Annotated in this window: 10 protein-coding genes; 3 read left to right on the top strand and 7 right to left on the bottom strand. The window is 35.4% G+C overall.

Annotated elements, in window-relative coordinates:
- Positions 1-316 precede the first annotated feature (316 nt).
- Positions 317-850, top strand: a complete 534-nt coding sequence (locus IC610_RS00180) for an alpha/beta fold hydrolase (protein WP_191734674.1) — start codon at positions 317-319, stop codon at positions 848-850.
- A 207-nt stretch (positions 851-1057) separates the two neighbouring features.
- Here IC610_RS00180 and IC610_RS00175 read toward each other — a convergent pair whose 3' ends face one another.
- The 4 genes from IC610_RS00175 to IC610_RS00160 form a co-directional block, all read right to left on the bottom strand.
- Positions 1058-1306: a NifU family protein gene (locus tag IC610_RS00175; RefSeq protein ID WP_052188000.1), complete on the bottom strand. Its 249-nt coding sequence runs from the start codon at positions 1304-1306 to the stop codon at positions 1058-1060.
- A 41-nt stretch (positions 1307-1347) separates the two neighbouring features.
- Positions 1348-2451 carry an Mrp/NBP35 family ATP-binding protein gene (locus IC610_RS00170; RefSeq protein ID WP_047445419.1) on the bottom strand — a complete coding sequence of 368 codons (1104 nt, stop codon included), beginning with the start codon at positions 2449-2451 and terminating at the stop codon, positions 1348-1350.
- Positions 2452-2578: 127 nt separating this feature from the next.
- Positions 2579-4657 (bottom strand): metallophosphoesterase family protein, encoded by a 2079-nt coding sequence (locus IC610_RS00165; protein ID WP_191734673.1) that lies wholly within the window; start codon positions 4655-4657, stop codon positions 2579-2581.
- 10 nt (positions 4658-4667) lie between these two features.
- Complete coding sequence (locus IC610_RS00160) at positions 4668-5618, bottom strand: hypothetical protein (RefSeq protein WP_191734672.1); 951 nt, start codon at positions 5616-5618, stop codon at positions 4668-4670.
- 105 nt (positions 5619-5723) lie between these two features.
- Here IC610_RS00160 and IC610_RS00155 point away from each other — a divergent pair, with 105 nt between their 5' ends.
- Complete coding sequence (locus IC610_RS00155; protein WP_191734671.1) at positions 5724-8525, top strand: GH92 family glycosyl hydrolase; 2802 nt, start codon at positions 5724-5726, stop codon at positions 8523-8525.
- A gap of 68 nt (positions 8526-8593) precedes the next feature.
- Here the strand turns inward: IC610_RS00155 and IC610_RS00150 are convergent, their stop codons facing one another.
- From IC610_RS00150 to IC610_RS00140, 3 genes are read right to left on the bottom strand one after another with little or no spacing between them, the layout of a single operon-like run.
- On the bottom strand, positions 8594-9199 hold the full coding sequence (locus IC610_RS00150) for a hypothetical protein (RefSeq protein ID WP_191734670.1): 606 nt from the start codon (positions 9197-9199) through the stop codon (positions 8594-8596).
- Positions 9200-9211: 12 nt separating this feature from the next.
- Complete coding sequence (locus tag IC610_RS00145) at positions 9212-9925, bottom strand: phytanoyl-CoA dioxygenase family protein (protein ID WP_191734669.1); 714 nt, start codon at positions 9923-9925, stop codon at positions 9212-9214.
- 14 nt (positions 9926-9939) lie between these two features.
- Positions 9940-10497, bottom strand: a complete 558-nt coding sequence (locus IC610_RS00140) for an RNA polymerase sigma factor (RefSeq protein ID WP_056077913.1) — start codon at positions 10495-10497, stop codon at positions 9940-9942.
- 417 nt (positions 10498-10914) lie between these two features.
- On the opposite strand from IC610_RS00140, the gene tyrS reads away from it, so the two are divergent.
- A complete protein-coding gene (gene tyrS, locus IC610_RS00135; RefSeq protein WP_191734668.1) occupies positions 10915-12210 on the top strand; it encodes a tyrosine--tRNA ligase in 1296 nt (431 codons plus the stop codon).
- The last annotated feature ends 6 nt before the right edge of the window (positions 12211-12216 follow it).

Raw genomic sequence — 12216 nt, 5'->3', positions numbered from 1 at the left:
ATCGGTATATCATCGCTATATGATCGCTCTATGCTCGTTAAAAAGCAAAATTCTATTAAAAAAAATTAAACACTGCACTTTTTGTTACCCGAAAAAACTTGTCAGGATAATTTACTATTGAGATAAATCTTGGAAAACCAGGTGAGAAAAACCAAAAAATTAAGCACGTGAAAATTAAGCATAAAAGAAAAACTCTGACTAGGTTTTCGGAGTCAGAATAAAACTATCTTATGTGTTTTTTAAATACAATTGAGCATCTTTTCTATCTGAAAATTTGTATTTTTAAATTTAAATTCAATAAAATCTATAACGTATCGTGAAACCCACCCTCCTCTACATCCACGGCCTCGGTTCAGACCAGCACTCCAGAAAATTTATCAATTTAAAAGATCATTTTAAAGACCAATTCAATTACGATTTTGTTGAGTGGAAAAACGACAGCAACATTTCCGAACTTCTCGATGAAGCCGAATTGAAATTGGAAAATATTGATAATCCAATCTTAGTAGGAGATTCTACCGGAGCAAATTTCGCTTATCAACTTCGTGAAAGAAGATTGAAGAAAGGTAAAAATTCAATTTTGATTTTAAGCAGTCCGCTTCTGAATATTGACGAACGAGTTGCTGATTTTGAATTTCCCGAAACATTGATTCCACAATTGCAGAAATTTAATAATCCTGAAAATGCTCTGATAATTGCTACTAAAAAAGATTCGGTTTTAGGTCAGAACTGGCTTTTTGAAAAAGATTTAAATAATGTAAAATTAATTGAAGTGGATGACAATCACCGTTTGGAAAAATTCCATGAAAGCCTTGTTGAGATTGAGTCATACATTAGTTCTAAAAAATAAATTTTGGCTAAAGCCATTTAAATGTGCAATTGGAAAACGGGCTAAAGCCCGTTCCTATTGAAATTTACAGCTATCATTCAATATAAACCTTGTCAAGATTACCATCACCTTGCAGATTAACCTTGTCAAGGTTTCGCATCAAACGTTTTACAACAAAAAAAGACAGACCCAAAAAGTCTGTCTTTAAAAAATATATTGTTGTATTTTTTATTCTACATTCACTACCTTTTCAATTTCGGGAGCGTGTTGCTTGATGGTATTTTCTACCCCTAATTTCAAAGTTGAGAAATTAAGAGAGCAACCTGAACAGTTTCCCAGAAGTTTTACAAAAACGGTATTATCTTTCACATCCAAAAGCTCTATATCGCCACCGTCTTTGTTCAAAAACGGACGAATGCTTTCAAGAGCTTCCATTACCTTGGTTACAGTTTGTTCGTGTGCTATATTTGTCTCCATATTCGAATTTGGTTTTTCAAAATTTAATTTGAAATCATTATTTATTTTTTGGGTGAGCAACCTGCCATTGTCGTGATTTTCACGGCTTCTGTAGGCGGTAGAAATTTGTTTCTTTCTACTAAGCTCTCTACCATTTTTCTTGCAGTTTCTGTATAAATTTCTGCAATTTTTGAATTTTCCTGAAGCGCTGCAGGTCTTCCCACATCTCCAGCTTCTCTGATGCTCTGAATCAACGGAATTTCTCCCAACACAGGAATATTTAAATCATCTGCCAGATATTGCGCTCCCTGATTTCCAAAGATATAATATTTATTGTCAGGTAATTCTTCCGGCGTAAAATAAGCCATATTTTCTATGAGTCCAAGAACCGGAATGTTGATACTTTCCATATTGAACATGGCAATTCCTTTTCTCACATCCGCCAAAGCAACGTGTTGAGGCGTACTTACGATCACCGCTCCCGTTACCGGAACTTCCTGAATGATAGATAAATGGATATCTCCAGTTCCCGGAGGAAGGTCGATCAGTAAGAAATCAAGTTCTCCCCAGGCTGCATCTCTGATCATTTGGTTCAACGCTTTTGAAGCCATTGGACCTCTCCAGACTACTGCCTGATTGGCTCCTGAAAAATATCCGATGGAGAGCATTTTCACACCGTAATTTTCGATTGGTTTCATTAAGCTTTTTCCGTTCACGTCAACAGAAATAGGCTTCTGCCCTTCTGTATCAAACATTGTAGGAACAGACGGTCCGTAAATATCGGCATCTAAAATTCCAACTTTAAAACCCATTTTCGCTAAAGTTACCGCAAGATTCGCAGCGACTGTAGACTTACCAACACCTCCTTTTCCGGATGCGATGGCAATAATATTTTGAATTCCAGGGATCTGTTTTCCTTTGATCTGACTTAGCTGAACTTCACTTGGCTCAGGAGAAACTATTTTAAGTTTTAAATTAATTTCTTCTCCAAATTCACTTGCAAAAGCCTGTTTCATTGCTGCCTCAAGCTTCTTTTTTTCGTGCATTGCCGGTGAATGAGCGGTCATATCGATGTACACATCGCTGCCCATTACCTGAAAGTTTGTTACCAAGTCATCTACTTCTATTTCTTTAAGGAAATCCTGAACTTTTTCTTTAGTCAACATAAAAATATAAATTGAGCACAAATTTACGGAAATTTTAGCTATTTAGAATCAATAAACGTGGTGATAGATAAATTCTTTTGTGAGGTTATTTTTCAATTTTTTAAAATGAAAATATTTAAAATTTTCTTTAATTTAAATCAATGCTAAATTCGTCAATGATTTTATAGTCACTTTTATCATACATATCTCCGAATTTCTCTTTGAGAAAAGCATCCGGATTTTCCTGCGATTTGTAAATTTCTTTCTGTAAATCCACTGCTTTTTTTCCTTTCAAAAGTGATTTCCACGGATAGCACTTTTCAATTCCGATGCTGTAAACGGTAATTTGCGAATCTGTAATTTTAAACTTTAAAAAATTTCTTTTATCCTTTTGTACTTTGCTGCTGGATGCTTCCGTAACGTGTTTTCCAAAAAACCGATAACTGAACCAGAGGTAAAACCCAAAGAAAAACGACTGTAAAATTCCTAAACAAAAAAACACTACAGTTCTTTTTTCATTAAAATTAAAAAACTCATTAGCTTTGATTTCATCTATCTTGAAATGATTGAATAAAAATTCATTTATATTACATAAAAAAGTTCCAATTCTAAAATCCCGTATCGTCATGCTGTCGTATAAATCTCTCATGATCAAAAACTGCAGGCAAAGTGAGGACAAAAACATAACGATGTACAAAAAAATATCTGTCCAAAGCTCTTTTCGTGAGCGTTCCGGCGAGGCCACTTTATACACAATAAATGTAACAATTACAGGTATTATAAGCAAAGCAAGGCTGCGAAGGAAAAAGCCATCATTGTGAACGTAAATATAGCTGCTGATAAATGCAATAACAATAAGCATTACCGTAAACCAAATATTATAAAATGGGAAAAGTAAATTGTAATGGTTTAATTTTTTAGAATTTTCTACACTTGGATAGGTTTTTTTTAATTTATAATTAACGAAGTCTCCAAATCGTGTGGTAAAATCAGGAATTTTTATCTTATTCTCGAGAAAATCAGTAAAATGTCCAAAGGCACCGCCGCCGCCGGAGGTTACCAAATGTTGAATATCTATTTTTTCTTCATCGCTTTCAGGAAAAAATTCATAGTGGGCGTAATGATGTATGTCTCCGCACAAAATCATTTTAAATTCGATTTGAAAATCGGGATTTTCTTTTAATACATGAGAATATTTGGCAGTTTTTTTTATTTCCATTATAAAATATTCCAGGCTGTCCATTCGTTGTCTTCTTTTGCCACGATCTTCTGCAACATAGCCATACCAGTTGGGTTCAGCAATTAAAAGAATAAAATACTGCTTAAGTTTACTTTTAGCTTTTTTTAACTTTTGTGACAATTCTGCTACGTAGGTTACGAAATATTCCAGCTGAGGAATATCTACATCTCCCATGAGCTGATTATCAATACCTAAAATATGAACCTTGTCGGTAAGTTTATATGCAAAATAGCTTCTCTGCTGAATAGTCTGATAATATCCTATCTTTTTCTGCTGGCACATCATTCTGAAAAAAGCATTCAAACCGTCATACCAATCGTGATTACCAGGAGTAGCAACGAGTAAAGTATTATTTTTTGCAAAACGCTCTCCTTCTTCTCTCAGATTCTTATTTTCTCCAGGAAATAATAACCGTATTGGTCCTTTAAATCTATCGATATAATTAGATTCTGTTGCGTCGGGGTAAACCAAATCTCCACCAAGCACCAACATATCTGCCCTGTCAAGCTCTATAAAATCTTTTCCGTATTGGTAAGAAATTCTATCACGAGTGAGAGGATAAAAAACATTCATTGTAGAATCGAAACTGTCTCCGGTATCTGCTGTAAAATCAAACCAAAATGCTTTTTCACCATTTGATTTATTTTCTGACTGCCTTTGAAAGGGAACTTCACTAAAATCTTTTCCGAAACTGTCCTGAACCTCTCTTTTGTCAATGATAGAAAGTGTATCTGTAGAAAGTGACACTCTTTTGAAAGTATTGAGAAGGCCAGGAAGATTAAACCATTCTACACTTTTTCTCGGGATAAAATAATAGATGCTTTTTATCTTTCTCTCAGGCTTAGTCATCATCTCATCCAACTCATCTTTATAAAGAGAAATCTGAATTTGTTTAGGTTTAAAAAATTTAGCCTCCCAAATTTTAATGATAATTAACATTACCACAACAAACGCAGTAATAAACACAAGTATAGTAATTAAATTCATGGCTTAGATTTTATTTTTGTGTTGGTTGTGTTGGTTTTCCAAGAGTACGGATATTGATCACCTTCTTCAGCATATCAAACCAAAAATTAGAGCCCAAACTAATGGCGGTAGCCGTAATTAAAAAGCCTAAAATCTTGAGAACTTTCTCCAGATTATTGAGGTCTTCAAACTCATTCACCTTCCAGTTAAGTATATCCTGTGATTCGCTCATCAATTTAATATATTCGCTATGAACTTTCTCGTTGATTTCATTCATGTTTTCTGCTGAAACACCACCTGGCGGAACGGTTTTATTATCCCTGACATATTGCTCCGCCCTCTGTACAATTTCTGAACGAAGTTTTGGATCCTGATCAAGTTTTTTGAAAATAGCAATGGTATCTCCGTTAACAAAAACGGCTAAAACAAAACCAATCAAAAGAAGAAAATACTGTACTTGACGGGAATACCAACTGTTTGCTCTCTCCATGGTTTCATTAAACCAACGCTCGATGCTGGCTTTAAAAAGTGTAATTTCTCCGTTTGATTTATGTATTAAAAACTGCAAATGCTTTTTGGCATCATCCGATAAAAACTGGTTTTTCCCGATAGTATCTTCAATATTTTTAAGATCATCTGAAAACTGATTTTTATTGAGATAGCTTAGAAGATTATCATAAAAATCCTCAGCTTTCATATAACTAGGCATTTTTTTCTGGTCTAAATTAAAGAGTTTATCAAGCCAGATCCAGCTTGTAGCATTATCTCCGAGAAATTTGATAATGGGCTGTTGGTAAAAATTTTCTATTCCGCTACTATTTTTATCCATTGTAAACAGCAATTTTTTAATACTGTCTTTCAAAAGTTCACCACGCATACGCCACAACGTAGAAATGATTTCCATAATGACCATTGCAAAAATGCTTAACAGCAGATAAATGAAAATGAGACTTATAGCAATCTCCAGGAGTTTAAGATCCATGACAGTAAGTTTTTAAGGTTATTAGTTTACTCAAATTTAAATAAATTTATTTTGGCACAAACCACTACTTTTGTGTAATTTTCAAACCAGATCTATTCTATTAAAATGAAAAAAACTATAACTGTACTTTTGGGATTTTTTATAGCCCAAATCTCCGCACAAAACTATTCTCAATACGTCAATCCCTTCATCGGAACGGGCGGTCACGGGCATACTTTTCCGGGTGCCACCGTACCTTTCGGGATGGTTCAGCTTTCTCCCGACACCAGAATTGACGGAAGTTGGGATGGCTGCAGCGGATATCATTATTCCGATTCTGTGATTTATGGATTTTCTCATACGCATTTGAACGGAACCGGAGTTTCAGATTATGGAGATATTATGCTGATGCCAACTATGGGGAAAGCCAGTTTCAGCTCTAAAGAATATTCATCCAAATTTTCTCATAAAAATGAAAAAGCAACTGCCGGATTTTATTCGGTTAAATTAGACAAACACGATATTGATGTTCGCTTAACTACGACAAAAAGAGTGGGTTATCACGAATATAAATTTAATAAAGCAGGAGCGGCAAACATTGTTTTAGATTTAAACCACCGCGACAAACTTTTACAGGGCGAAATAAGAATTATTGATGCTAAAACCATCGAAATTTTTAGAAGAAGTGAAGCCTGGGCAACGAATCAGTTTGTATACGCCAGAATTGAGTTTTCAAAACCGATGAAAATTTCAAAAAGCCTTGCCAACGGATCTCAGGAAAGCAATCTTTACTCTGGTACTCAGCTTGCTTTAGCGTTTAGCACTAACGTAAAAAAAGGTGAAAAAATTAATATAAAAGTGGCCCTTTCACCAACAGATTACGATGGTGCTGCTAAAAACTTTTTATCAGAAGGCAAGTCGGATGATTTTGATGCTGTAAAAAAAGAAGCTGAAGCAGAATGGAACAAAGAGTTGGCAAAAATTGAAGTAAAATCTGATGATAAAAATAAGCTGACAATCTTCTACACAGCAATGTATCATGTTTTCACACAGCCGAATATCAATATGGATGTCGACGGAAAATACCGAGGCAGAGACAATAAGTTTTATTATGCTAAAGATTTCAGCTTCTACTCGGTTTTCTCACTATGGGACACTTTCAGAGGGGCACATCCTTTGATGACTTTGATCGACAGAAAAAGAACCGCAGATTTCGTCAATACTTTCATCAAACAGCGTGAACAGGGCGGAAAACTGCCTGTGTGGGAACTGTCTTCGAATGAAACAGAATGCATGATCGGTTATCACGGAGTTTCTGTAATTGCAGACGCCATGGCAAAAGGAATTACTGGTTTTGACTACGAAAAGGCTTTCGAAGCTTCAAAAAACTCTGCAATGCTTGATATTTTCGGACTTGATGCTTACAAAAATAAGAATTACATCAGCATTGATGATGAGCATGAAAGTGTTTCAAAAACATTGGAATATGCTTACGACGACTGGTGTATCGCTCAAATGGCAAAAATTTTAAATAAAAAGGAAGATTATGCGTACTTCATGAAGCGTTCACAAAACTGGAAAAACCTTTACAATCCTAAAAACGGTTTTATGCAGGCAAGAAAGAACGGAAACTGGTACGAACCGTTTGATCCAAGAGAAGTGAATAACAACTATACCGAAGGAAATTCGTGGCATTATTCTTACTTTGTTCCGCAGGATATTCCGGGATTGATTCAGGCGCATGGAGGAAAGGAGAAATTTGAACAGTTTATTGATGCAATATTTTCAGCTCCCGACAAAACAACAGGTAGAGAACAGGTTGATATCACAGGTTTGATGGGACAATACGCTCAGGGAAATGAGCCGAGTCACCACATCGCTTATCTTTATAATTTCGTTGATAAGCCTCAGAAAACAGAAGAAAAAATTAAATATATTTTAGATAATTTTTATAAAAATGCTCCGGATGGTTTGATTGGAAACGAAGATTGCGGACAAATGAGTGCATGGTACATTTTAGGCTCGATGGGAATTTATTCTGTAACTCCCGGAAAAGCTGAATGGGAAACTGTGACACCGTATTTTGATGAAATTAAACTTCATTTAGAAGATGGAACAACAAAAATCATCACCAAAAACACTCCAAAAAGTGAGCTTAAACATTTAAGTTTTGAAAATGTAAAAGCGGCTAAAGAATTAAAATACAAAGAACAGACAGCATCACCAGTCATTTCTGCAGACCGACTATTCGATGTTACTTCAAAGGTAGAAATCACAGCAGTTGATGAAAAAGACAAAGTATATTATATGACTTTGGATGAAGATGACAAAAATGCAAAGAAATCTTTTAAAGCTTACAAAGGTCCGCTTACTATCAATAAGACAACAAAGGTGTCAGCTTACTCGGAGAGAAACGGCGAAAAAAGCGGAATTACAATTGCAAATTTCAACAAAAGACCAAATCATTGGGATGTAACGGTTAATGCAAACGTGAATCCGCAGTACACAGCAGGTGGAAAACTGGCAATCATCGACGGAATCAACGGTGATGTGAACTGGCGCAAAGGCGAATGGCAAGGCTATCAGGGACAAACTGTGGAAGCAATTATTGATTTTAAATCTCCTCAGCAGATGAATCATATTTCCTCAACTTACTTACAGGACAGCCGTGCATGGATTTTAATGCCGAAAAAAGTAGAATATTACGCTTCAATGGATGGAAAAACTTTTATTCTTCTGAAAACGCTGGAAAATAACATTGATGCGAAGGATGAAACCGTTCAGGTGAAAGATTTTGCAACAGACGTTCTTCCAACTGAAGCACGTTATCTGAAAGTAAAAGCGTATCACTTCGGAAAACTTCCTGCATGGCATCAGGGTGCAGGTGGTGATGCATATATTTTTGTGGATGAGATTTCTGTGAAATAGAAATGTGCGATTTAAATTTAAAATAATGAAACCTCTTTCGATTTGGAAGAGGTTTTTTTATTATGCTTTCACATAGTTTCAATCTTGTAAATCATCTTAACTAAAAATTTAATATTGGTATTTATAATGATATGATTTTTATTAATCTGATATAAAACTTTAAATTTAGAATCTCCATAATTCTCCTCTCGAAACAGTAAAGTATTCGAAACAATTACATTTCCAATTTTGCATCTGTCAATAGTTATAATTGAGTCTTTTATTTCATAATTTCCTCTTGTAATATCAGCTCCGATTCCGGCGTGATCAACAAATTTATATGTTCCATCTTCCCTGAATTCAAACCATGCACCATTAAAATCTCCATCATATCCGGCATGCATTATAACGCAGGAATGATCTCTCAAACTAAGAACAAAAGCATTCACTGCAAAAGAAATTAAGATCAAAAATCCGATTGTGGAAGGAATAAAACTCTTCAATGATTTTGAAATGTGATATTTTTTAAAATCTTTATTAACAGCAAAACCAAGAAAAATTAGAAATAATAAGAGCAGAAATGCATAGAAAAATTCCTGAAACACCATTTCTGTATCGGCATTTTGGATTCTCCACATATTATAATAAAATCCAAGAATCAGCATTGGAATCAAAAGCCAGTTTCTTTTTATCATTTTTATGCACTATCAATTCATCCTCTCCGACCAATTCAATTCCTCCGGCAATTCCCTATCAGAAAACTCAATATGAATCACTCTCCTCTTCTTTCCATTCGTCGTTCGGTTAGATCCGTGAAGAAGCAGAGGTTTCATAATCATCACACCACCTGTTACAACGTTGCAGATATTTTCGGTTTCCACATTCCAGTCAATGGTTTCCGGTCTGTAGATTCCTTTTGCATGGGATTTTGGAACGATTTTTAGAGCGCCATTATTTTCGTCAGTGTCATCTAAGTGAATTCTTACGGTGAAAATATTTTTAAGAATATCTAAAGGGGGCTGTACCGCAAACTGATTCTGTTTCGTTGTCCACGGTCCGAAGTTTTCCAGTTCAACTTTTTTATCAACAGAGATGGTTAAATCCTGATGATACGCAACGTACCAGTTTGATTTTTCGGGTTTATCAAAGTAAATGCTTTTAACGGCAAAATAATTTTCTCCAAAAATTTCTTTAATGATAGTCTTTAAATTTTCATTGAAAATCAAATCTCTTACTCCAGGAATTTCCTTTAAAAACTGACGTATGGCAAAAAGATCTTCCGACTTTCTGAACGTTTCTTTTGAAGTGTCGATGTCCTGGATCACCTGACTGATTTTTTCAATTTCGGAATCTGAAAAAACCTTTTCAATCACAGTAAAACCTAGTTCTGAAATTTCAGATTTTTTATGTACTAAATTCATTTTAAAAAAATAATTTACTCTTCGAAATCATTATTTTTAAGCAACTCCGCCAAAACTTTTTTAGCCCGCATTACACGGACTTTGGTATTGGCAACCGAAATTCCAAGCTCTTCGGCAATTTCTTTGATGCTTTTCTCTTCAAAAAATCTTAGTCTTAAAATATCCTGATAATTTTTGTCGAGAGATTCTATTGTTTTTATAATTTTTTTCTGCTCTTCATCAGAAATCATCAGTTCTTCCGGAGATTTTGCAAACTGATTTTTTACCTCATCCAGATTCTCCGTAGGATCCTGATTTTCGCGGGATTTTTTGCGCCAGAAATCGATGATGGTATTTTGAGCAATTGTCAGAATCCATGTTTTAAACTGAAAATGAGGATCATACATATCCAGTTTAGACAAAACCTTAGAGAATACATTAACTGTGATTTCATCGGCGTCGTTTTCATCCCTTACTTTTTTCATCACAAAAGAAAAAACATCAACCCAGAAAATGTTGATGAGCCTTGTCTGAGCCTTCTGATCCTTATCATTGGCTTTGGAAATGAGCAGAAATAATTGTTCGTCGTTCATTACTAACAAATATAATTGATTTTGATTAAAAAACAAACGGGTGCGAGATACGGGTTTCCGGATGCGGGATGTGAGATGCGGAATATGCGATGCGGGATACGGGATCCGAGATATTAGATGGAGGTTACGGATTTTAAATAGAGAAATAGAGATTTAATTTGTCAAAAGTCTTTACTCACTGCTGATATTTAAAAACCTGTTGGTCAAATTCTTCTATATCGAACGACCACTCCAAACAAAAATCTCAAATTACTAATTCATGATCCTAAACCACGAATCGCAAAACCCGAAACCCGAAACCTGAATCCCGAATCCCGAATCCCGAATCCCGCAACTCGAAACCCGAACCCCAAAACCCGCACCAATCAACTCACTCAAATTTCTTATCTTTGCGACTTAATTTTAAACTGAAAAATAATGAACTCTTTTATTGAAGAACTGAAATGGCGTGGTCTTTTTGCAGACATGATGCCGGGAACGGATGAGCAACTTGATAAGGAAATGACGACTGCCTATATCGGTTTTGATCCTACCGCAGATTCTTTGCATATCGGAAGTTTGATTCAGATTAAAATTTTGGCTCACTTCCAGCAACACGGTCACAAGCCAATTGCTTTGGTAGGAGGCGCTACAGGAATGATCGGTGATCCGTCAGGAAAATCTGCCGAAAGAAATCTTCTGGATGAAGAAACCCTTCTCCACTATGTTGAATGTCTGAAAAATCAGCTTTCAAGATTCCTAAATTTTGAAGGAAGGGAAGCGAACAAAGCAGAATTGGTTAACAATTATGACTGGATGAAAAATATTTCTTTCCTGGATTTCGCAAAAAATGTGGGGAAAAATATAACTGTGAATTACATGATGGCGAAAGATTCCGTGAAGAAAAGATTTTCCGGTGAAGCTGGTGCAGACGGAATGAGTTTTACAGAATTTACATACCAACTCATTCAGGGTTACGACTTCGTGCATTTGTACCAGAATAATAACGTGAAACTTCAGATGGGCGGTTCTGACCAATGGGGAAATATCACCACCGGAACTGAACTGATCCGTAGAAAAGCGCAGGGAACTGCATTTGCGCTGACCGTTCCTTTAATTACAAAAGCAGACGGCTCCAAGTTTGGAAAATCTGAAAGTGGCGAAAATTACTGGCTGGACAAGAAGAAAACTTCTCCTTACAAATTCTATCAGTTTTGGTTAAATGCTACCGATACCGATGCTGAAAGGTTCATTAAATTCTATACTTTCCTACCAAAAGAAGAAATTGATGCTTTAATTGAAGAGCACAAAACAGCTCCACACGAAAGAAAGCTACAGAAAAAACTGGCAGAGGAAGTTACAGTTTGGGTCCATGGGAGAGAAGAATTTGAAAAAGCTGTGAAAGCTTCCGAAATTCTATTCGGAAGATCTACCGCTGAAGATTTGATAAGTTTAGATGAGGAAATTTTCCTGGAAATCTTTGATGGTGTTCCTCAGAAAGATGTTCCAAAAACAGATGTTTTAGGAATTAATATTATTGAACTCCTAACAGAAAAATCAGGATTTCTTAAATCTAAAAGTGAAGCAGCGAGAGAGTTGAAAGGAAATTCGATCTCAGTAAACAAACAGAAGGTTGATGACCAGTATTCCGCATCAGAAAATGATCTGATTGACGGTAAATTTCTCCTACTGCAAAAAGGAAAGAAAAATTACTTTATTGTAAAAGCAATTTAAATGAAA

The organism is Chryseobacterium caseinilyticum, assembly GCF_014837145.1.
GTDB classification, from domain to species: Bacteria; Bacteroidota; Bacteroidia; order Flavobacteriales; family Weeksellaceae; genus Chryseobacterium; species Chryseobacterium caseinilyticum.
Note: the sequence above shows the minus strand (reverse complement) of the source record. Positions and strands in the feature narration are given on the sequence as shown.

Coding starts and splice junctions, on each gene's coding strand:
- tyrS (WP_191734668.1), top strand. CDS start 10,915: ATGAACTCTTTTATTGAAGAACTGAAATGGCGTGGTCTTTTTGCAGAC.
- IC610_RS00145 (WP_191734669.1), bottom strand. CDS start 9,925: ATGAATTTAGTACATAAAAAATCTGAAATTTCAGAACTAGGTTTTACT.
- IC610_RS00170 (WP_047445419.1), bottom strand. CDS start 2,451: ATGTTGACTAAAGAAAAAGTTCAGGATTTCCTTAAAGAAATAGAAGTA.
- IC610_RS00165 (WP_191734673.1), bottom strand. CDS start 4,657: ATGAATTTAATTACTATACTTGTGTTTATTACTGCGTTTGTTGTGGTA.
- IC610_RS00155 (WP_191734671.1), top strand. CDS start 5,724: ATGAAAAAAACTATAACTGTACTTTTGGGATTTTTTATAGCCCAAATC.
- IC610_RS00175 (WP_052188000.1), bottom strand. CDS start 1,306: ATGGAGACAAATATAGCACACGAACAAACTGTAACCAAGGTAATGGAA.
- IC610_RS00150 (WP_191734670.1), bottom strand. CDS start 9,199: ATGATAAAAAGAAACTGGCTTTTGATTCCAATGCTGATTCTTGGATTT.
- IC610_RS00160 (WP_191734672.1), bottom strand. CDS start 5,618: ATGGATCTTAAACTCCTGGAGATTGCTATAAGTCTCATTTTCATTTAT.
- IC610_RS00140 (WP_056077913.1), bottom strand. CDS start 10,497: ATGAACGACGAACAATTATTTCTGCTCATTTCCAAAGCCAATGATAAG.